20 protein-coding genes are annotated in these 20,006 nt (G+C 68.6%); 7 read left to right on the forward strand and 13 right to left on the reverse strand.

The features are described from left to right. Positions 1–16: 16 nt before the first annotated feature. Positions 17–1,102, reverse strand: coding sequence for an ATP-binding protein (locus P9849_RS07930; RefSeq protein WP_278266324.1), 1,086 nt, complete (start codon positions 1,100–1,102; stop codon positions 17–19). Between the two features lie 49 nt (positions 1,103–1,151). After that, on the reverse strand, positions 1,152–2,225 hold the full coding sequence (zapE, locus tag P9849_RS07935) for a cell division protein ZapE (RefSeq protein WP_278266325.1): 1,074 nt from the start codon (positions 2,223–2,225) through the stop codon (positions 1,152–1,154). Positions 2,226–2,303: 78 nt separating this feature from the next. Between zapE and P9849_RS07940 the strand changes: the two genes are divergently transcribed. Next, positions 2,304–2,897 (forward strand): hypothetical protein, encoded by a 594-nt coding sequence (locus P9849_RS07940; RefSeq protein WP_278266326.1) that lies wholly within the window; start codon positions 2,304–2,306, stop codon positions 2,895–2,897. Between the two features lie 33 nt (positions 2,898–2,930). Here the strand turns inward: P9849_RS07940 and P9849_RS07945 are convergent, their stop codons facing one another. Next, the gene (locus P9849_RS07945; protein ID WP_278266327.1) at positions 2,931–3,938 is read right to left on the reverse strand and encodes a putative sulfate exporter family transporter; all 1,008 of its coding nucleotides are present in this window, start codon (positions 3,936–3,938) and stop codon (positions 2,931–2,933) included. A 70-nt stretch (positions 3,939–4,008) separates the two neighbouring features. Between P9849_RS07945 and P9849_RS07950 the strand changes: the two genes are divergently transcribed. Next, the gene (locus P9849_RS07950) at positions 4,009–4,914 is read left to right on the forward strand and encodes a LysR family transcriptional regulator (protein WP_278266328.1); all 906 of its coding nucleotides are present in this window, start codon (positions 4,009–4,011) and stop codon (positions 4,912–4,914) included. A gap of 39 nt (positions 4,915–4,953) precedes the next feature. On the opposite strand, the gene P9849_RS07955 is transcribed toward P9849_RS07950, so the two are convergent. Beyond that, positions 4,954–5,352, reverse strand: a complete 399-nt coding sequence (locus tag P9849_RS07955) for a nuclear transport factor 2 family protein (protein ID WP_278266329.1) — start codon at positions 5,350–5,352, stop codon at positions 4,954–4,956. A 70-nt stretch (positions 5,353–5,422) separates the two neighbouring features. Between P9849_RS07955 and P9849_RS07960 the strand changes: the two genes are divergently transcribed. The 5 genes from P9849_RS07960 (at position 5,423) to P9849_RS07980 (ending at position 9,115) form a co-directional block, all read left to right on the forward strand. Continuing rightward, positions 5,423–6,067, forward strand: coding sequence for a peptide deformylase (locus P9849_RS07960; protein WP_278266330.1), 645 nt, complete (start codon positions 5,423–5,425; stop codon positions 6,065–6,067). Positions 6,068–6,129: 62 nt separating this feature from the next. Beyond that, on the forward strand, positions 6,130–6,960 hold the full coding sequence (locus P9849_RS07965) for a methyltransferase domain-containing protein (protein WP_278266331.1): 831 nt from the start codon (positions 6,130–6,132) through the stop codon (positions 6,958–6,960). Between the two features lie 145 nt (positions 6,961–7,105). Beyond that, the gene (locus tag P9849_RS07970; RefSeq protein WP_278266332.1) at positions 7,106–7,567 is read left to right on the forward strand and encodes an NfeD family protein; all 462 of its coding nucleotides are present in this window, start codon (positions 7,106–7,108) and stop codon (positions 7,565–7,567) included. 57 nt (positions 7,568–7,624) lie between these two features. Further along, a complete protein-coding gene (locus tag P9849_RS07975) occupies positions 7,625–8,551 on the forward strand; it encodes an SPFH domain-containing protein (RefSeq protein ID WP_278266333.1) in 927 nt (308 codons plus the stop codon). 219 nt (positions 8,552–8,770) lie between these two features. After that, positions 8,771–9,115 (forward strand): RNA polymerase-binding protein RbpA, encoded by a 345-nt coding sequence (locus P9849_RS07980; RefSeq protein WP_066212477.1) that lies wholly within the window; start codon positions 8,771–8,773, stop codon positions 9,113–9,115. A gap of 104 nt (positions 9,116–9,219) precedes the next feature. Here P9849_RS07980 and P9849_RS07985 read toward each other — a convergent pair whose 3' ends face one another. From P9849_RS07985 to P9849_RS08025, 9 genes are all read right to left on the reverse strand, one after another. Further along, the gene (locus P9849_RS07985; RefSeq protein ID WP_278266334.1) at positions 9,220–9,954 is read right to left on the reverse strand and encodes a polyprenol monophosphomannose synthase; all 735 of its coding nucleotides are present in this window, start codon (positions 9,952–9,954) and stop codon (positions 9,220–9,222) included. Between the two features lie 496 nt (positions 9,955–10,450). Then, positions 10,451–12,097 (reverse strand): amidohydrolase, encoded by a 1,647-nt coding sequence (locus P9849_RS07990; RefSeq protein ID WP_278269135.1) that lies wholly within the window; start codon positions 12,095–12,097, stop codon positions 10,451–10,453. A gap of 37 nt (positions 12,098–12,134) precedes the next feature. After that, complete coding sequence (locus P9849_RS07995) at positions 12,135–14,966, reverse strand: DEAD/DEAH box helicase (protein WP_278266335.1); 2,832 nt, start codon at positions 14,964–14,966, stop codon at positions 12,135–12,137. A 97-nt stretch (positions 14,967–15,063) separates the two neighbouring features. Next, positions 15,064–15,858, reverse strand: a complete 795-nt coding sequence (gene tatC, locus P9849_RS08000) for a twin-arginine translocase subunit TatC (protein ID WP_278269136.1) — start codon at positions 15,856–15,858, stop codon at positions 15,064–15,066. Between the two features lie 48 nt (positions 15,859–15,906). Continuing rightward, positions 15,907–16,170 carry a Sec-independent protein translocase subunit TatA gene (tatA, locus tag P9849_RS08005; protein ID WP_278266336.1) on the reverse strand — a complete coding sequence of 88 codons (264 nt, stop codon included), beginning with the start codon at positions 16,168–16,170 and terminating at the stop codon, positions 15,907–15,909. A 20-nt stretch (positions 16,171–16,190) separates the two neighbouring features. Continuing rightward, entirely contained in the window at positions 16,191–16,544 is a 354-nt protein-coding gene (locus tag P9849_RS08010; RefSeq protein ID WP_278266337.1) for a hypothetical protein, read from the reverse strand. Beyond that, complete coding sequence (locus P9849_RS08015) at positions 16,544–18,547, reverse strand: WYL domain-containing protein (protein ID WP_278266338.1); 2,004 nt, start codon at positions 18,545–18,547, stop codon at positions 16,544–16,546. The genes P9849_RS08010 and P9849_RS08015 overlap by 1 nt, the downstream gene beginning before the upstream one ends. A 91-nt stretch (positions 18,548–18,638) precedes the next feature. Next, positions 18,639–19,034, reverse strand: a complete 396-nt coding sequence (locus tag P9849_RS08020; RefSeq protein WP_066212464.1) for an FKBP-type peptidyl-prolyl cis-trans isomerase — start codon at positions 19,032–19,034, stop codon at positions 18,639–18,641. Between the two features lie 37 nt (positions 19,035–19,071). Further along, the gene (locus tag P9849_RS08025) at positions 19,072–19,980 is read right to left on the reverse strand and encodes an FKBP-type peptidyl-prolyl cis-trans isomerase (protein WP_278266339.1); all 909 of its coding nucleotides are present in this window, start codon (positions 19,978–19,980) and stop codon (positions 19,072–19,074) included. Positions 19,981–20,006 lie beyond the last annotated feature (26 nt).

The following is a 20,006-nucleotide window of genomic DNA, read 5'->3' on the forward strand; positions in this document are numbered from 1 at the left end:
AGCCACGGCCTGGCCTTCAATCGCCCCGGAAGTACTCCGCCATGCCGGGAATGGCGAACCGCAGCTTGCCGTGCCCGGCGGCCTCGATGAGACCGGCGTCGATGAGGCGGGTCCGGTAATTGCCGACGGCGCTGGCCCGCATCCCGATCCGCTGACCGATGTCCCCGCTCGTGGAGATCCCCTCGGGGTCCTCGGCCATGGCCTCGAGGAACTCCCGGTCCCTCGGTGAGACGGACGCCAGCGCCGCCTCGATGACGGTCCGGTCATGACGACGGCGCGCGGCCGCCACCGCGCGCTGGACGGCATCGTCCCCGAGCGGCCCGACCTCGGCCTCCTTCCAGAGGTAGTACCCCACCAGCTGGATGAGGAACGGGTACCCGCCCGTCGCCTCGGCGGCCCGCGCGGCCTGTTCCGGGCCCAGCGTCCAGCCGCCTTCGGCGAGGGTGTCGCGGAGGGACCGTTCGACGTCGTCGAGCGCGGCAGCATGCAGATCGATGCGGTCGGCGCGGCGCAGGAAGGTCGCCACGCCCTCGTTGAGCAGGTCCGAGACGGCGGAAGGCAGCCCCGCGAAGACGAGCCCGATGGGCAGGGACTCCCGGATGAGATGCTGGACGTCGGCGGCCAGGAGGGCGAGTTCAGATCGATTGGCGGCGTGGATCTCGTCCACGGTCAGGATCAGCCCGGTCCCCTTGTCCGCCAGAAGCGCCAGCAGGGCGATGGCCTGGTCCCTCCACTGCACCTGCTCCTCAGGTGCCAGCTGCGTCGTGATCCCGAACCCGGCGACGGAGAGTGCCGTGACCCGTCGGGCCGCGCGTCCCTCCCCCAGCTCCTGGGTGAGGCGACGCATGTGTTCCCCGATCCTCGCCACGAATCCCGGCGTCGCGGTTTCGGAGATGACCGCCCACCCGGCTTCCAGCGCCGCGTCCTCGGCGGCGCCCAGCATGACGGTCTTCCCCACTCCTCGCACACCGGTGAAGATGGTCAGCAGACCCGGCGCGCCCGAGCCCAGGTGCAGGCCGTAGACGAACTCGTCCAGCAGACCTTCCCGGCCGATGAGTTCGGGCGGGGTGGCGCCGGCGGTCGGGCGGAACGGGTTCTTCATGGCACGAGTCTAGCGATGAGTTTGTGTGAATTCTATGAATTGTATGAATTCATGCGAACGGCCGTTCCGCGAGATGCCGCAGCCTGCTCACGAAGCGCTCCGCGTCCCGCAGCCGGACGGCAAGCTCCTCTCCTGACGGCAACGGACACTCCGACTCGAAGATCACGTCCACGCGTTCGTCATACAGGACATCGACCAAGTGCGCCCAGCGCTGCGCGGACTCCCGCTCCAGACGTTCGACGCCGGGCACCCCCGTGATGATCCAGCGTCCGGCGCGCCCCACGAGGCCCAGATAGTCCTGGGCAGACAGCGGCTCCTCGCACAGTCGTGAGAAGGCCACGACGAAGACGCCGTCGCCGGTCAGCCGCGCCCGCAGGCTCCGCCCGCCCGGGCTCCCGTGGCCGCTGCGGCCGAGAGGGATCTCAGTCTCGGCCGCCGTTTCGTCGCGCAAGCAGGCGACGGAGGGGCCGAGTGGTTCCGTGATCCAGCCGGGACGCACAGTGCTGCCCGGGGCCAGGCCCTGAGCCCTGCCCTGCACCCCATCCGGGGCCGCAGACAGCCGGTGATCACGGGTTCCCCCGAGCTCGATGACGTGGAATCCGGACTCGATCGCCCGGATGACCGGCAGGGCCGCCTCGTGGAAGAGCGGATCGGGCAGGAGCCGCTGCGGCGGGTAGTTCGACGTCGCGAGAATCCGGACGCCGGCCGCGAGCGCGCGAGGCAGCCACCGGTTCAGGAGGTGAGCGTCGGCGACGTCGTGGAGGAGGAATTCGTCGAAGAGCAGGACGCGTCTGTCCGTGCGGTAGCTTGCGATCACTTGTTCGGCCTTGCCGGGCGCGTCTGCGAGCGCGGACTGCAGGCCGCTGAGGAAGGTGTGGAGGTGGACGCGCTGCCGGCTGTGTTCCGGCAGGAGGGCGAAGTACTCCTCCAGCAGCCAGGACTTGCCACGCCCCACGGCGCCCCAGAGGTAGATCGATCCCTGGCCTGCCGATGCGAGATCACGCAGGGCCTGGCACTGGTCCTCGTCGAGGATCTTGCCACCGGCGGCCGCGTGTCGATGGACCGCGGCCGCATCGGGCAGGGCGGGTGTCATGCCGGTGGAGCGGAAGAGCCGGGGCATCATGCCTGTACTCTACATCTATAGAGGATCGGCTGTAGTCGCTATGGTGCGGGGTGCTCCGCACGGAGAAGGAGGTTCGCCATGAAACAGGACCGGCGGGATGCCATCTGCGAGGCCGCCGTTGGACTGCTGGCATGTGACGGGGCAAGAGGGCTGACGCACCATGCGGTGGACCGCAGACTGAGCCTGCCGCTCGGGTCGACGTCGTACTACTTCAGGACACGTCTTGCCCTCCTGGAGGCGACAGGCCGGTGGATCGCAGCGCAGTCCCGTGCCGCGCTGGACCGAGGTCTCCCCGATCCGTCGGACATCAACACCCGGGCGGGAAGCCGTCCCGACGTCACAGGAGCCGCCGACGTGATCGCCCGTCAGCTGCGACTGCTGCTGACGGACCGGAGGGACCAGGCCCTGGCGCGGAGCGCGCTGCTCGGCGAGAGCTCTCTCCCCTCGGAGGTGAGGGATGCCTTGGCCCACTGTCTGTTCTCGGCCCCGCTGGCCGAGGAACTGATGACCGCGCTCGATGCTGCCGAACCCCGGGAGTCGGCACGGGACCTCGTGACCTTCCTGGAAGGTCTGGTCGCCGAGGACCTGTGGCGCGTCTCGGGGATCCCTGATCCGTCCGCGCTCGCCGCTCGAGTCACGCGACACCTGGAGCGGCTTCTCCCCACGGAGTGACCCGCGGTCGATGATCCTGGCGGCCCTGGGGTCCTACCCGATGACCAGGGCGCCGCCCAGGCCGAGCACTGCGACCAGTGCGGTGGATCCGGCGGCCAGTGTGAGCAGTTTCCCGCTGCCGGACAGCAGGGTCCGAAGGTGGACGCCGGCGCCGAGCGCGAACATGGCGGTCGCGAGGAGGAACTCCTGAAGGAGCGATGCGAGTGCCAGCGCTTCGTGAGGCACGGGGAGGATGCTCCGGAGCCCTGCGGCGAGGATGAACCCCACCAGGAAGAGCGGCACGACGGGCGGGCGCTTCCTGGATGCCGCGTGGTCAGGTCCACTCCCCATTCCGGTCTCCGGTGCGAGTGCGCGGGAGCGTGCTCCCAGGACAGCGGCCACGGGCGCCAGCAGGAGGACGCGGGCGAGCTTCATGCTGACCGCCAGGCCCAGCGCTCCTCCGCCGAGCAGTCCTCCGATCGCGACCACCTGGCCGACTTCGTGCACCGACGCGCCCGCCCAGAGCGCCGTCTGTTCCGTGCTGAGACCGAGGAGGGCTCCGAGTCCGGGGATCAGCGGGATCATGAGGGTCCCGAAGAGGACGACGAGCGCGACGGCGGTCACCGTCTCCTTCTCCCGGGCGTCGACACTCGACTCGACGCCGGCGACGGCCGCGGCTCCGCAGATCGAGAAACCGCACGCCACGAGCAGCGCCTGCTTGCGCTCCACGCCCAGGAGCCGGCCGAGGCCCAGGGTGCCGACGATGCCGACGCCCACCACGATCACCGCCAGCAGGGGAAGTCCCCAGCCGTGGGCGAACAGCTCCGGCAAGGAGAGCTGCAGTCCCAGGAGCACGATGCCGAGGCGCAGCGGCACCCGGGAGGCATAGGCCAGGCCGGGTTCGCTCCCCCGAGGCAGGAGTCCGAGATTGCGTGCCGCGACCCCGAGGATGATCGCGATCAGCAGAGCACTCACCCCCGGCGCCAGGTGGGAGATCAGGCAGGCCGCGAGGGCCACGGCGCCGGCGAGCGCCAGTCCGGAACGTTGCAGAGCGGTAGGCATGTTTCCATGCTGTCAACGGGCGCGGCCGGCCAGTAGTCGGCAATCGGGCATGGAGTCATATGCTGGTGATATGACCGTTCAAGACTGGGACCTGCGTCATTTCCGCCTGCTGGACGCGCTGGCCGAAGCCGGCAGCATCGGCGCCGCAGCCCGCCTGCTGGGTCTGGCCCAGCCGAACGCTTCACGGCTGCTCGACTCCATGGAGCGCAGCGCAGGCTTCGCACTCGCGGAACGGTCCGCACGAGGCAGCCGCCTCACCGACCGTGGCCTGGTGGTGGCGGGCCTGGCCTCAGAGGTGCTCGCCGCGGCGACCCGGGTGACCCATGCCGTGGACGCCCTCGCCGGTCAAGGGGGCAGTCTTCACATCTGCTCCAGCCTCACCGTGGCGGAGCACCTCATGCCGGCCTGGCTGGCGACCGCCCGGCAGCGGCTTCCCGCCCTTTCCATCACGCTCGACGTCGGCAACTCGGCGTCCGTGTTCGACCGCCTCCGCGAGGGCAGCGTCGACCTCGGTTTCGTCGAGGGCCCGACGATCGAGACGGGCTTCCACTACCTCGATCTGCTCCGGGACGACCTCCTGGTCGTCGTTCCCGCGGCGCACCCGTGGGCGGCCCGGGAGTCCGTGGGGGCGGACGAGGTGGCGAGCGCGTCCCTCGTGGTGCGGGAGGCCGGTTCCGGCACCCGCCAGGTGGCCGAGCGGGCTCTCGCGCCGCACACGGCGGGCGGCGCCGCGCCATCACGCCTCGAAGTGGGCAGCAACGCGGCGCTCGTGGCGAGCGTCGCCGCGGGGCTCGGCCCCGGCGTCGTGAGCAGAATGGCCGTCAGCCCCGAACTGCTGACGGGCCGGCTCGTGGCGGTGACGGTGCCCGGGCTGGTGCTCGCGCGGACGCTCAGGGCAGTATGGCCTGCGCGTGTCCCGCTGTCCCGGGAGACCGGCGAGTTCCTGGCGCTCGTTCGTTCCTTGATCGAGGGGTGAGGTACTGCGCCTGTCAGTGGGTGGCGTACAGGCCGCGTCTCAGGTCTCGTAGCTGTCGAAGCTGTCCTGTGCCGCGATAAGCCCGTCCCGCACGGTGAAGACCGACAGAATCCGAGCCCTCATCGTCTCCCCCTCATTCCAGTACGGCAGGTCCATCCGGGCCTCCGCCTGCCAGGAGAGCTCCACGGCCACCTCATCGCCGTCGGCCAGCACGCGCTGGACGGTGTACTCCTGCTCCCCCACCACGAGGTGGGCCTGTGCGAATCCGTTCAGGGTCTGTTCACGGTCTCGGGTGGCTTCCTGCGGTGAGAGCGCATTGGGCCATTCGCGGAACCTGAAGTCCGGCGCCAGAAACGCGCCCAGTTCGTCCACAGGAGCCTGACGGCCCACGGCATGCACATAGTCGAGGACGATCCGGCGGGCTGTCTCAGCTGTCATAGACTGCATCCTAGCCGTGCAGCAGCTTCGCCCGACCGAGGAGCCGGCGCCCGATCACCTGAGGAGAACCGTGTCCGCCCCTGCCCCCACCCTGAGTGATGCGGAGATCCGGGACCTGGTCCTGGCGCTCCTGGAGTCCCCGGACGAGATCGCCATCGTGCAGGCCGGACATCCGGTCCTCCGGCAGCAGGCCAAGGACTTCACCGGGCAGCTCAGCGCCGCGGAACTCTCGGCGTTCCTCGACCTCATGCGCGCCGTCATGCACGCCGCTCCAGGGGTCGGTCTGGCCGCTCCGCAGTTGGGCGTCCCGCTCCGACTCGCCGTGCTGGAGGACCAGTGGCCCATCCCCGAGGAGGTCGCCTCGGAACGGGACCGGCAGCCCCTGCCCTATTTCGCCGTGGTCAATCCGGTCTACCACGGGGTCGGAGAAGAACTGGCGCCGTTCTACGAAGGCTGCCTCTCGGTCCACGGTCTGCAAGGGGTCGTCGCGCGTCACCAGCGGGTGCGGCTGGACTGGACCACCCCGGACGGTGAGGCCCGCAGTGAGGAGTTCAGCGGTTGGCAGGCCCGCATCGTGCAGCACGAAACGGACCACCTGGCCGGCACGCTGTACGTGGACAAGGCCCTGACCCGATCGCTGACGTTCAACCCGGAGTACGCCCAGTACTGGGCAGCCCCCGGGATCGACGCGGCTCGGAAGGGCCTGGGTTTCTGACCGTGCGGGATGACGTCAGGGCCTTGCTGCGCTGCCCGCACTGCGGCGAACCGTTCCTTCGTGTGCCTGTTGCTCCTGGGCCGCGGTCACGGTTGCAGTGCCCTTCCGGTCACAGCTTCGACGCGGCCAAGCAGGGCTATTACAACTTCCTGACCGGCAAGGGCACCTCCTTCACGGCGGACAGCGCCGCCATGGCGGCTTCCCGGGCCACCTTCCTCGAGGCCGGGCATTACGGGCCCCTGGCCGATGCCCTCAGCGCCATGGTGCGCTCGGCGCTGGCCCACGACGCCGGCGCGCCGGTCCTGGTCGACGCCGGGTCCGGCACGGGCTACTACCTCCACGCGGTGACCCGGCAGCTCGCCGCCGAGGGCTCGGAAGCTGCGACGCCCTCGGCAGTCGCCTTCGACATCTCCAAGTTCGCCCTCCGACGCGCCGCACGCCTGAACCCGGACGCCGCCGTGTTCGTCTGGGACGTCTGGCGTCCGCTTCCGCTGGCGGACGAAAGCGCCGATGCCGTCCTGGTGGTGTTCGCCCCCCGCAACCCTGCGGAGTTCCACCGCGTCCTGCGGCCGGGCGGGGTCGCCGTCGTCGTGACGCCGCTGCCGTCTCATCTGCGGGAGATCGCCGACGTCGCCGGGCTGCTGGACATCGAGGAAGGCAAAACCGAACGGCTCGACGCCGGCATGGCGGAGGACTTCGAGCTGATCGATCGCCGGACACTCGAGTTCACCCTCTCGCTGTCCCCTGCCGACGTCGCCGCGGTCGCCCTCATGGGCCCGGCCGGGCACCATCTGGACCCGGCCGCACTCGCCCAGCGGACCGCAGCCCTGGGCGCGGAGACCCCGGTCACCGCCGGATTCACCCTCTCCGCGTACCGGCCCCTCCCGGCCTGACCGCCTGGTTTCCAGCACGGCGTCCTGAACCATCCGCCCCGTGACGGGCATCCCGAACCACGGTGTGACTAGGATGGTTTAAACGATCGTGGGGAGTCGTCGCCGAAGGAGGCGTTGGTTTCACCCACAGCAAAGGGGTGGCACGATGGACTGGCTCATCGACAATCTCTGGGCCCTCTGGCTCGTCACACTGCTGGTCTTCGGGGTGATCGAGCTCCTCAGCCTGGATCTCATCTTCCTCATGATGGCCGGCTCCTCCCTGGTGACGCTCTTCGTCGCACTCGCGGGAGCGCCGTTCTGGCTCCAGGTGGTGGTCTTCTGCCTCGTCTCGCTTCTGATGATCTTCTTCGTCCGTCCGATCGCTCTGAAACACCTCCGCAAGGGTCCGAAGGACTCGCTCAGCAACGTCGACCGTCTCATCGGGGACTCCGCCCTGGTGGTGGAGACCACGAGTCCGCTCGGTGGACTAGTCAAGATCGGCGGCGACGTCTGGAGCGCCCGGACTGACGGCCCCAGCTTCCTCACCGGCACCACCGTCCAGGTGCTGCGCATCGACGGCGCGCACGCCGTCGTCGGACTTCTCGAGCAGCCCACGGCTGCTTCCTGACTTTCTCAGCGGGCAAGGCGCTTGCCCGTCCCACCAACCCAGGAAAGGCACCTGCTGATGTTCAATCCCTTACCTGTCGTACTCTCCTTCCTTCTGATCGCCCTGGTGATCTTCGTCCTGATCGTGCTGATCCGCTCGGTCCGGATCGTGCCGCAGGCCCGTGCCGGGGTGGTGGAACGGCTCGGGAAGTACCAGCGCACGCTGAACCCGGGTCTGACCATCCTCATTCCGTTCGTGGACCGTCTCCTGCCTCTCCTGGACCTCCGTGAACAGGTGGTCTCGTTCCCGCCGCAGCCTGTCATCACCGAGGACAACCTCGTGGTGTCGATCGACACCGTGGTCTACTTCCAGGTCACCGACGCCCGTGCGGCCACCTATGAGATCGCCAACTACATCCAGGCCGTCGAGCAGCTCACCACCACGACGCTCCGTAACGTGGTCGGCGGCCTCAACCTGGAGCAGGCTCTGACCAGCCGCGACCAGATCAACGGCCAGCTGCGCGGCGTCCTCGACGAGGCCACCGGCCGCTGGGGCATCCGCGTCTCCCGCGTCGAGCTCAAGGCCATCGATCCGCCCCTCTCCATCCAGGACTCGATGGAGAAGCAGATGCGCGCCGAGCGTGACCGCCGTGCCGCGATCCTCACGGCGGAAGGCACCAAGCAGTCCCAGATCCTGACCGCCGAGGGTGAGCGTCAGGCCGCCATCCTCAAGGCCGAAGGTGACGCGAAGGCCGCGATCCTGCGGGCCGACGGTGAAGCACAGGCCATCCAGAAGGTCTTCGACGCGATCCACGCCGGACGACCCGATCAGAAGCTGCTGGCGTACCAGTACCTCCAGACGCTTCCCAAGCTGGCCGAAGGAACGTCCAACAAGCTCTGGATCATCCCGAGCGAAGTGGGCGAGGCCCTGAAGGGCATCGGCGGCGTGCTCGGCAATGTGGCGCCCGATGCCGGCGACACCACCGCTGGCGTGCCGCGCCACTGACGCCCCGGCTCCGGAGTCTTCCCAGCAGTGCCCACCGGCCCCGTTTCGACGGGGCCGGTGGTGTATGGCCCGCGAAGCGGCTCCGGTGCCGTAAAATGGGTGGTTGCGCCTCGGGAGCGGGAACAAGTCCGGCTCCGGAAGCGTTGCATTCGACAGGGTATCCCCCAGGCCTTCGAGCCAGGGTGAGTGCCGTGGAACCCGGTCAGCGAGGGAGAAGAAATGAGCGATCGCAGCCTGCGAGGCATGCGCCTTGGCGCACAGAGCATGGAGAGCGAATCCGGTGTGGAGCCGGCGCCGCGCCAGCGCGTGGAGTACCGTTGCGCTGATGGTGAGCAGGTTTTCGTGACCTTTGCCGCCGAAGCGGAGATCCCCCCGGTCTGGACGTCCAAGACCGGCAAGGAAGCGATTCTGGTGGACGGCGAGAAGCCGGTGGACGCCAATGAGAAGGCCGCTCGCACCCACTGGGACATGCTGCTGGAGCGCCGTTCCATCCCCGAGCTGGAGCAGATCCTTGAGGACCGCCTCAAGATCCTCCGCGAACGCCGGGGAGCTCGCGCCAGCTGACACTGCTGGACGACGACACGCAGGAAGGGCCGGAACCCGTGAGGGTTCCGGCCCTTCCTGCGTCCCGGGTCAACCCGACCGCGGCGCCTTTCGGCGCAGGGGGGTCAGCGCTTGCGGCCGCCCGTCAGGGCGTTCCAGCGGGCGTTGAGACCCCACTTGGTCACGTTGATCATGGCTTCCACCACGATGTTGCCGCTCATCTTCGAAGTGCCGAACTCGCGCTCGACGAAGGTGATCGGAACCTCCTTGATGGTGAGGCCGGCCTTGGCCGTGCGCCACTTGAGGTCCACCTGGAAGCCGTAGCCCTTCGACTCGACCAGGTCCAGATCGATCGTCTGCAGGGTGGTGGCGCGGAAGGCGTTGTAACCGCCGGTGAGGTCACGGATCGGAAGCCCGAGCATGGTCCGGGCGTAGAAGGAGCCGCACCGGGAGATCAGCTGACGGTGCGCCGGCCAGTTGACGACCTCGCCACCGGGGACCCAGCGCGAACCGATCGCCAGATCGGCGCCGTCCTCCACGGCCTTCAGGAGCAGGGGAAGCTGCTCCGGCTGGTGCGAGCCGTCGGCGTCGAGTTCCACGAGGACGTCGTAGCCTTCGCTGAGACCCCACTTGAAACCGGCGATGTAGGCCGCGCCCAGCCCTTCCTTGCCCTTGCGGTGCAGGACCTTGACCTGGGAGTCCTCGGCCGCGATCTGATCCGCCAGGCGTCCCGTGCCGTCGGGGCTGTTGTCATCCACCACGAGCACATCGGTGGCCGGTACCGCGGCGCGCACCCGAGCGAGCGTCTTCGGGAGGGACTCGAGTTCATTGAACGTGGGGATGATGGTCAGGACGCGCAAAGAGGCTTTCCATTCTGCTCGGGACAGCTGGCCGCGCCGCTCGGATCACCGGAGGTGCCAGCAGGGCGCAAAGTCTCATTATAAGTCACGAGGCGGACGCCTTCGGGTCAACCCCGTGCTTCCGGGCCACCGGGCCACCGGCGCCTTCGGGGCTTCCTCGAGCGGAAGCGCCGACGGCACAAGAACGGGCCCGGTGGAGAAGGACCAGTCGCAGACGGCACACACATGTCCGCTACAACTGTTTTCTGCTACCACCAGGCCCGTTCAGACGTGCCGCCACCGTGACGCTGGGATCTCCGGCCTGGCCGGGTTCCCTGAGCTGTCCTGCCGATGAGGCTGGATGGCCTAAGAGACCTCATAACCACCCGTGATGTACAACTCTACGGTCCATGAACTTGCTGTCAACCCCGGTCGTGAACTGCAAGGACATGCTTCGTCGCAGTTCAGGACGGGGTTCCGGGAAGACCGCTCAGCCGGCTTTTCTGAGGGGAATCCTTCAGATCTCCTCGGAGCGGTACAGCTCCACTCCTTCGGAGACGGTCTGCAGGCAGCGGGGCTCAGCCCCGTCCAGCGCCGGGAGCAGAGGAGTGCGGGCCCGGGGATCGGTGCTCCAGGACGCCACACGATCGTCCGCGACCTGCACCATCAGGCTCTCGACCTCCCACACGGCGTAATTGGCCGGGGCTCCGGGCACCAGCTGGCCGTTGAGCGGGTTGCCGTCCCGTGCTGCCCGCCATCCCGCCCGGGTGTGCCCGATGAACGCGGCCCTCGCGGAGATGCCCTGCCCCTCGGACCGGTGGTCCAGGCAGGCGCGGATGCTGTCCCAGGGGCGCAGCGGGGTGACCGGGGCGTCGCTGCCGAACGCCAGAGGGACCCCGGCCCGGTACAGATCGGCGAACGGGTTCATCGAAGCCCACCGTGAGCCGAGGCGTTGCGCGTACATCCCGTCGGGACCGCCCCAGGCGGCGTCGAAGGCAGGCTGTGCGCTCACGCTCACGGAGTGCGCGACCAGCGCCGCGATGTGGTCGGCGTCGAGCATCTCGGCGTGCTCCACCCGGTGGCCGGCGCGCCGCACCGCGGACTCCCCCAGCCGGGCGGACGTGCGGTCCAGAGCTTCCACGACGAGGTCGAGTGCCGCGTCGCCGATCGCATGGAAACCGCCCTGCAGACCCAGTTCGGTGCAAGCGATGAGGTGCTCCGCAGCCGCCTCGGCCGTGAGGTACCGGGAACCGGAGTTACCGGGGGCATCCGCGTAGTCGGCCCGCAGCAGGGCCGTGCGGGAGCCGAGCGAGCCGTCGATGTTGAGATCGCCGGCCAGCCCCAGCACCGGGACGTCCAGTTCCTGCAGCAGTGCACGGGCCTGCTCCACGTTCTCCACGGCCTGGCCCCAATACGGAAGGATCCGCGGGCCGGCGCCCGCAGAGTCGTTCCATGCGACGGCACTCCGGAGATCATCCATGCCGGCGATGGTCGGCCCGGACATCTCGGCGAGAGCCACATACCCCTGCCCGGCAGCGGCCTCCAGGGCGACCTTCTGGTACTGCTCGCGCTGAGTGGAGCCGAAGCGCCGCACGGCCTGACGCACCGCGCCATGGGCCTCGAGGCTGAGAACGGATTCTCCGGAATTCCCGCGGAGACCCGTCAGGTCACCCGCCAGGGCGAGTGCCGCACGGTTGACCAGCGCCGAGTGGACGTCGATGCGCGTGAGGTACACGGGACGGCCACCCGCCGCCCTGTCCAGCTCATCGAGCGTGGGAAGCCCGGGAACGGCCCACAGGGCGTCGTCCCACGAGTGGCCGAACACCGTCTCCCCCGGCCCGAGCGCCGCGGCGGCGGAGGACACCACGTCCAGCAGCTCCCGCGAGGTGCGCACGGCACTGAGATCCAGGGACGCGAGAGCCAGGCCCGTCTCCGTCAGATGGACGTGCGAGTCCACGAATCCGGGGACCACGAGGGCTCCGCGGAGGTCCACCAGCTCCATGCGGTCATCACGGAGCGACTGCGCCGCCTGTTCCGATCCGATCCAGGCGACCGTGTCGCCATCCACCAGCATGGCTGTGGCGAACGGATCCGCCGCCGAATACACACTGCCGTTGACATACAGCCTGAGCCCTGAGGTGGTGCCGGACCGTCCGTCGTTCATTGCTGACCTCACACTTCCTGTCACTGCTGCCCCTGGCTCACTCGCTCAGGGATGAATAGGACACCACGCCACGGCGGATCCGGGTGATCGCTTCGCGGCAGATGCGCTGGATCCGCGGGTCCAGTCCGGGGACGCCCGCGATCTGGTCGAGCAGATCGATGACCTGCCGGACCCAGCGGACGAAGTCGCCGGCGGCCAGATCGCTCCCGGCGAGCACCTCCTGCAAGCGGCGGCCCTTCGCCCACTTGTACATCGGCCAGATGAGCTGGAGCTCTGGTTCGGCCGTGAGCGGGAGCTTGTGGCGCTTCTCCGCCTCGGAGAGCCGCTCCCACTCCCGCACCACGATCTCCACCGCGCTCTCGAGCGAGATGCTCGGCATGCGCGGAGGCACGGTGCCGTCGTCGCGCTTGGACTGGTACAGCAGGACCGTGACGAAGGCGGCCATCTCCGAGGCGTCCAGATCGTCGAAGGCGCCCTCGCGGAGAGCCTGGGCGATCAGGAGGTCGCGGTCGCCGTAGATCCGTCGCAGGCGCTTCCCCGCGTCGGTAATCTGCTCCCGGCCCTTCTGGGATTCCAGGTAGCCGAACTCTTCGAGCAGGCCGCAGAGCCGGTCGAAGGTGCGGGCGATCGTGTTGGTCCGGCCCTGGATCTGGGCGAGCAGCGTGTCCGTCTCGGCCCTCAGACGCCACCAGCGCTCACCCCAGCGGGCATGGTTCTCCCGGTCGTGGCAGCCGTGGCACGGGTGCGCCGCCATCTCCTTGCGGAGCTGCACGATCCGTGCTTCGGTGTCGCGGCTCCCCTCGGCCTTCCGGCGCGACCTGGACCCGTTCGGGCTCGCTTTGCCTTCCAGGATCCCCCGCTTGTAGAGCTCGTGCCGCATGGTCGATGCCAGGGCACGGCGGTCCTTGGGCGTCTTCGCGTTGAAGTTCTTGCCGATGCGCACGCGGAACAGCGCATCCACCGGGCCCTGCAGGTCGCCGAGCCCGATGCGGCGCAACTGGTGGTCGTTGGTCAGCACCGCGGGGCGCGGCTCGTGGGCGTTGGTGTCCGCATTCAGCACGACGGCGTATCCCTGGACCCGCTCGCCGTCCAGGTGGATCACATCGCCGGGCATCAATTTAGTGAGCGAGGAGACCATCCAGTTCCGTGCGGCCCGCTTGTTCTCCTTGGCCGCCTTGCCTTCCAGGCTGGACAGCTCCTGGCGGAGCCGGGCGTACTCCTCGAAGTCACCCAGGTGGCAGCGCATGGCCTCCGCATACCCTTCGAGGGATTCCTCGCGGCTGCGCACCTGCCGGGCCAGATCCACCACGGACCGGTCCGCCTGGAACTGCGCGAACGACGACTCAAGAATCTCCCGTGACCGGCCGCGGCCGAACTGGGCGAGCAGGTTGATGGACATGTTGTAGCCGGGACGGAAGCTCGAATTGAGCGGGTACGTGCGCTTCGAGGCCAGGCCTGCGACCGCCTGGGGGTCGATGCCCTCGTGCCACAGGACCACGGCGTGGCCTTCGACGTCGATCCCGCGCCGTCCGGCACGGCCGGTCAGCTGGGTGTACTCCCCAGCGGTGATGCCCACCCGGGATTCCCCGTTGAACTTGTCGAGCTTCTCCAGCACGACGGCGCGCGCCGGCATGTTGACGCCGAGCGCGAGAGTCTCCGTGGCGAACACGACCCGCACCAGGCCTTCCGCGAACAGGTCCTCGACCGTCTCCTTGAAGGCCGGCAGCAGACCGGCATGGTGCGAGGCGATCCCGCGCAGCAGACCGTCACGCCACGCCCAGAAGCCCAGGACATCCAGGTCCTCGCCAGGGATGTCCCGGCTGGCCTCCTCGACGCGTGCGGCGATGATCTGGCGTTCGCGTTCCGTGGTCAGCCAGAGGTCCGCCGCGGCGCACTGCTGTACGGCGGCGTCGCAGGCGGCCCGGGAGAAGATGAAATAGATGGCGGGCAGCAGCCCGCGGGATTCGAGCGCCTGGACCGCCGCCGGCCGGGAGACCCGCGGGACGGTGGGGCGGGGTTCGCTCCGGCCATGGGCCCGGTCGTGGCGTTTCCGGCCGCGGACCGACTGCGGACCGCGACGGGCGGAGGACGGACGGACCATCTTGAGGAGCTCGGGGTTGACCTCCAGGTGCGCGGGGGCTTCGCCGTCGTCCTCCGCTCCTGTCCGTTTCGCCTCGGCGAACAGGTCCAGGACCTGGCGCCCCGCCATGACGTGCTGCCACAGCGGCACGGGACGGTGCTCGGAGACCACGATCGCCGTGTCGCCCCGGACGGCTGCGAGCCACGCGCCGAACTCCTCGGCGTTGGACACGGTGGCGCTGAGCGAGACCAGCTGGACCTCGCGCGGCAGGTGGATGATGACTTCCTCCCAGACAGCGCCCCGGAAACGGTCTGCAAGGTAGTGGACCTCGTCCATGACCACATAGGCGAGACCCGCCAGAGCGTCCGAATCGGCGTAGAGCATGTTCCGCAGGACCTCGGTGGTCATGACCACGATCGGCGCGTGCGGATTGATGTTCGTGTCGCCCGTCAGAAGGCCCACCTGGTCCGAGCCGTACTTCTCGGCGAGCTCGCTGTACTTCTGGTTGCTCAGGGCCTTGATGGGCGTGGTGTAGAAGGCCTTCCGCCCCTGACGAAGGGCGCAGAACACGGCGAACTCGCCGAGGATGGTCTTGCCGGCGCCGGTCGGCGCCGCGAGAAGGACGCCGCGGCCCTCCTCCAGAGCTCGGCACGCGTCGACCTGGAAGTCATCGAGGTCGAACTCCAGGGTCTGCCGGAATGCCCGGAGTGCGCTGTTGCTCTCGCTGTTCCTGGCTTTGGCCGCGGCGTACTTCTCGGCGGGAGTCAGGGGCTCACTCATTTGAGGCATTACTCCAGGGTATCGTCATTCCGGCCCGCCCCGTGCCGGGCCACGGCGGCTTAAACAGCAAGACCGGTCCCTGGGGACCGGTCTTGTGAAGAGTGTCTCAGAGTTTCCCGAGATCCTCCGTGGGAGTCGCGACGTCGGCGGAGGCGTCCGTCTCCTCGGCCTGCTTGCTTTCGCGGCGCGCACGCCGCTTGTCATTGACCAGGCAGACGCCGATGGCCAGGAAGAACAGGGCCAGCAGGGGCAGTGCCAGCATGAACATCGAGATCGCGTCCGCACCCGGCGCGGCGATGGCGGCCAGCACGAACACCGCGAACACGGTGATCCGCCAGGCCTTCAGGATGGTCTTGCCACTGACGACCCCCGCCAGGTTGACGCCCACCAGGATCACGGGGACCAGGAAGGCCAGCCCGAGGAAGAGCATGGTGTGCGTCGCGAAGGTGAGGTAGTCATCCGCGCTGATGAGGTTGGACGCGTTGTCCGGCGTGAAGTGCAGCAGCGCGCGCACCACATTGGGGATCACCGACCACGCCACGTAGACGCCGACCAGGAACAGCGGGATGGCCGCCGTCATGAACCCCAGGGTGTACCGGCGCTCCTTGCGGGTCAGACCCGGCGTGACGAAAGCCCAGATCTGGTAGATCCACACCGGGCTGGAGAGGACCAGACCGATCTGGATCGCGATCCGCAGCTGAAATTCGAACGGCGACGCGATCGAGGAGAAGTTCATCGACGCGTTCCGGTGCATCTCCTGGGCGATCTGCTCCAGAGGAGCCGACAAGGAGGCGATCACCGGCGGGTAGAGGAACCACCCGACGACGGTGGTGACAGCGAGGGCGATCAGGCTCTTGAAGAGCCGGTTCTTCAGTTCCTTGAAGTGATCGAGGAGGGCCATGCGGCCCTCGGGATTCCTCCGAGGGCCCTTGGTGAGTGCCACTTCGCCTTAAGCGTTGCCGGACGGCGGAGTCTGCTCGCCGTTGTCCTTGGCCGCAGCCTCGGGGTGCTGCACGACCTTGCCCTCAACGGGCTCCTCGGCCTTGGCCTTGGAGGGGCTTTCGTCCTTCATCTGCTTGACCTCGGACTTCATGATGCGCATCGACTGTCCGAGGCTGCGCGCCATCTGAGGAAGCTTGGGGGCCGCGAACAGCAGCAGCGCCACGATGATGATGATCACGATGGGCCAGGGGCCATCAAAAAGTCGTCCCATGTCGGGGTCCTTTCTCTTTCTTAAATCATAGGGCGCTCGAGGCCCACATCGCGCAGCTTCTGTGCCCGGTGGGCCGCTGCACGACGGACCACACGACGTTGCCGCCGAAGTTCACGGCGCTCGGCCTTCCCCGCCTCATAGCGGGCGCGCATCTCCTCGGGATCAGCGTGGATTCCGAGGACTTCCAGACGGTGTTCGGGAAGCGGCGTGCGCGGACTGTCCGAGTCCAACCCGGACAGCATATCCGCCGCGGACCCGAGCTGACGCATCATGGCCGTGAACTGTCGGAAAAGCTTGATTCCGAGCACCACGAACAGCAAAGCGCTGAGGGCGAGGATCGCCACCCAGATGAGAATCCAGGACCACCACGGCATCACTCCAGCCTACCGTTCCCTGGCTGGGAATACCCTCTGAGTGACGGGATGCCGTAGGAATCCAGGCCCCGGGCGAGCCACTCGGCCACCTGTTCGACGACGGACGAGGGCGAGACCACCCGCACGGTGCCGCCCGTCTGGGCCACGAGCCCGGCCAGCCAGGACGGCGACGCGACGGCGAGCTCCGCCAGGACGTCGCCGTCGTCGAGGGGCGTGGTGCGCAGCGCGTTGTAGCGCGCTGCCAGCCAGCGGGACTCCTGGGAGAAGATCACCAGGACCCGTGGGGCCTGTTCGCGGACGGTGAACGGCTCCTCATCCACCGTGCCGTCCCAGAGCATGGGATCCACGGGGTCCGAGGTGACGTCGAGGGAGGCGATCCGGTCCAGCCGGAAGTTCCGGGGCGCGGCGGCACGGTGGCACCAGGCGTCCAGGTACCACTGCTGATCCACGGCACGGAGCCGCCGGGGATCGATGAGCCGCTCCGTCAGTTCGTCGCGGCTCGGGACGACATACCCGATGCGGACACGGACGCCGTCCTCGATCGCAGCCCGCAGCTGTTCCAGGTGCCGGCCGAGGCTGCCGGACGGCGCCATGCGGACCTTGATCGCCTCGGCCAGGGGCAGCGAGTCTCCCGCGGCGCCAGCCAGCCGGAGACGCAGCGACTCGATGCCTTCGGCGTCTCCGCCGATGCCCAGTTCGGACAGGGCGTCGAGGCCGACCAGCAGGGTCCAGGCCTCCTCCGGGGAGAACCGGATCGGCTGGGCGAGATCCAGAGCGTTGTTGATCCACACCCGCTCCCCGTCGTCCACGATGTCCATGAGGTCGTTGTGGTAGCCCTCGGGGCGGCCCACCATCATGATCCGCTCGAGATCGTCGTCCAGCTGGCGGAGCGGGATGCCGAACTCGGCGGCGAGCTCCGACTTGAGGATCCCTCCGTGACGCACGAGGAACGGGATCATCCCCAGCAGACGGCGGACCGTGGTCTCGGACGAGGACTTCGGCCCGCGCTTGACGGGAGGCGAACGGAACTCGGTGACCTCGGCAGGGCGGGACAGGGACTCAACGGCGTTCCGGAGGCGGCTGATCACCGCATCCCGCAGCCGCGCGGGCTCCACCACCTGAACCGTCGGCGCGACGGCGGCGAGCTCGTCCAGGAATGCCGACTCATCCTGGTAGCGGATGGTGGCGTGGTCCCCGTCGACCTCCGCGGCCCGGGCCCGCCACTGCGCTCCCCCGCCGTGCGGCAGACGGACCACGGCCTGCTGCTCCGGATACGCTTCCATCGAGTCGAGGGCCGCGGCGATCGAGAAGTCCTGGGGCGGCGTGTACCGCCGGCGTGTGTCGATCTCGACGGCGGTGGTGATCCTGCTCAGCCGGAACGTCCGTTCGGCGTCACGGTCCAGGTCATGGCCGACGACGTACCACTGGCCGGAGCGGTTGCCGAGCCCGTGGGGCTCGAGCCGCCGGGTGACAGCCTCCCCCGCCCCGGCCGCGCGGTAGCCGAACCGCACCGGATGGCGACCCGCCAGCGCGCGGTGCAGGGATTCGAGGGCCGCGCCACCCGTGGTGACGCGCGGCAGCACGGGCGCCGGGACGCCGTCGTCGGGGTCGTGACCGTCAGTGAGCTTGCGCAGCGCGGCACTGCCCGCTGAGCGGAGGCTCGCCTGCTCCCAGAGCTGGGCGGCGAGCTGGAGCAGCAGACGCTCCTCGGCCGTGAGCTGCAGGACGGGCAGCAGGTACTCCTCCGGATTCACGCGGTAGCGCGTGCCGGACGACTCGTCCACGTCGAAAGTCTCGTCATCCACGACTTCCAGCGGGACCCCCATGTCCCGCAGTTCCGCCTTGTCCCGTTCGAACATGCGTTCGATGGCTGAGTCGCTCATGCCCTCCGCCCGGCAGTAGGCATAGACGGTGGACTCCAGGTAGGCCCTGGTGTGGCCGCGGGGGCTCGACAGCAACGCGATCAGCAGGTTGAGGATTCGTTCGGTCTTTCGTGCGGACACCAGCCCAGCGTACTAAAGACCTGCCCTGACATGCGCCAAGGGCCGCCTCCCTGGGGGAAGCGGCCCTTGCGGTGCCTGTGCGGACGGAGGCTCAGCGGACTCCGACGAGGTCCACCACGAAGATGAGGGACTCGTTCGGAGCGATCGCCCCGCCGGCGCCACGGGAGCCGTAGGCCAGCTCGGACGGGATCTCCAGACGACGGCGGCCGCCCACCTTCATGCCCAGGAGGCCCTGGTCCCAGCCCTGGATGACCTGGCCGACGCCGACGCGGAAGTCGAGCGGTGCGCCGCGGCCCCAGGAGGAGTCGAACTCTTCACCGGTGGACCAGGCGACGCCGACGTAGTGGGTCGAGACGGTGGAGCCGGGGGTGGCTTCCGCGCCGTCGCCCTCGATGAGGTCGACGATGCGGAGCTCGGTGGGGACATCCCCTTCCGGGAACTCGATTTCCGGCTTGGTGCGGTCGTAATCACGCTGACCGAATGACATGGATGCTCCTCTTCAGGTTTCGGGTGGTGTGTGGAGTTTACTGGACGCCGAGGATGTCCACGACGAAGACCAGATCGCCCGCGGGACGGCCTTCGGCCGGCTTGACGCCGTAGGCGTCCGCCGCCGGGATGACCAGCAGCACACGGGATCCGACGGTCTTGCCCGTCAGGCCCTTGGTCCAGCCCGGGATGACCCCGGTCAGCGGGAAGGTGGCAGGCTTGCCGGTCTTGAAGCTCGAGTCGAAGACCTTGCCGTCGGCGAGGCGGACACCCGTGTAGTTGGCCACGATGGTGTCACTGCTCTTGACCTCGGCGCCCTTGCCCTTGATGAGGTCCTGGGCGATGAGCTCCTTGGGAGCGGCGACGCCCTTGACGTCGATCGTCGCTTCCTGCTTGTCGTTCACCGTGACCTTCGGCAGGCCCGCCGGCGGGGTGACGGCGTCACCTTCCGGCTTGGAGAGGACCGGCGCGATGTCCGAGGCGCTGAAGACGTGGAGCACCAGCAGCTGCGTGGGGCCCGTGCCACCCTGGCCCGGCATGGCGATCGCCAGGTCGGAACCCTGCTTCACCCCGAGGATCGCCTTGTAGAGGGGCTCATTGCCCTTCTTCAGCGCGTCGTTGACCGGGAGGGACTCGTGCTTGGAAAGGTAGGTGTCCGCCAGCTGGGAACCGTCCTGGCCGTTGTAGGCGAGGTAGCCGACTTCCGCCTTCTGGTTCTCCTTCACGCGCTCCCCGTTGCCCTCACGCAGGACCTTGATGGTGGTCTCGGTGACGGACAGGGGCTTGGCGAACTCGACGCGGGGCGCCTTGTCGGCTCCCTGGTCGTTGATCTTCACCGTGCTGAGTTTGGAGGTGTCGCCGGCCGGCTGGCTGCTGGGCTCCGAGGGGTTGCCACAGGCCGTCAGCAGAAGCACGGCGGGGACGAATGCCGCGAGAATACGTCGCAATGGTCGTCTTTCCACTAGAAATCAGG

Origin of the sequence: Arthrobacter sp. Y-9 (assembly GCF_029690065.1) — a bacterium.
Lineage (GTDB): Bacteria > Actinomycetota > Actinomycetes > Actinomycetales > Micrococcaceae > Arthrobacter_E.

Coding starts and splice junctions, on each gene's coding strand:
- P9849_RS07930 (WP_278266324.1), bottom strand. CDS start 1,102: ATGAAGAACCCGTTCCGCCCGACCGCCGGCGCCACCCCGCCCGAACTC.
- zapE (WP_278266325.1), bottom strand. CDS start 2,225: ATGATGCCCCGGCTCTTCCGCTCCACCGGCATGACACCCGCCCTGCCC.
- P9849_RS07940 (WP_278266326.1), top strand. CDS start 2,304: ATGAAACAGGACCGGCGGGATGCCATCTGCGAGGCCGCCGTTGGACTG.
- P9849_RS07945 (WP_278266327.1), bottom strand. CDS start 3,938: ATGCCTACCGCTCTGCAACGTTCCGGACTGGCGCTCGCCGGCGCCGTG.
- P9849_RS07950 (WP_278266328.1), top strand. CDS start 4,009: ATGACCGTTCAAGACTGGGACCTGCGTCATTTCCGCCTGCTGGACGCG.
- P9849_RS07955 (WP_278266329.1), bottom strand. CDS start 5,352: ATGACAGCTGAGACAGCCCGCCGGATCGTCCTCGACTATGTGCATGCC.
- P9849_RS07970 (WP_278266332.1), top strand. CDS start 7,106: ATGGACTGGCTCATCGACAATCTCTGGGCCCTCTGGCTCGTCACACTG.
- P9849_RS07975 (WP_278266333.1), top strand. CDS start 7,625: ATGTTCAATCCCTTACCTGTCGTACTCTCCTTCCTTCTGATCGCCCTG.
- P9849_RS07980 (WP_066212477.1), top strand. CDS start 8,771: ATGAGCGATCGCAGCCTGCGAGGCATGCGCCTTGGCGCACAGAGCATG.
- P9849_RS07990 (WP_278269135.1), bottom strand. CDS start 12,097: ATGAACGACGGACGGTCCGGCACCACCTCAGGGCTCAGGCTGTATGTC.
- P9849_RS07995 (WP_278266335.1), bottom strand. CDS start 14,966: ATGCCTCAAATGAGTGAGCCCCTGACTCCCGCCGAGAAGTACGCCGCG.
- tatC (WP_278269136.1), bottom strand. CDS start 15,858: ATGGCCCTCCTCGATCACTTCAAGGAACTGAAGAACCGGCTCTTCAAG.
- tatA (WP_278266336.1), bottom strand. CDS start 16,170: ATGGGACGACTTTTTGATGGCCCCTGGCCCATCGTGATCATCATCATC.
- P9849_RS08010 (WP_278266337.1), bottom strand. CDS start 16,544: ATGCCGTGGTGGTCCTGGATTCTCATCTGGGTGGCGATCCTCGCCCTC.
- P9849_RS08020 (WP_066212464.1), bottom strand. CDS start 19,034: ATGTCATTCGGTCAGCGTGATTACGACCGCACCAAGCCGGAAATCGAG.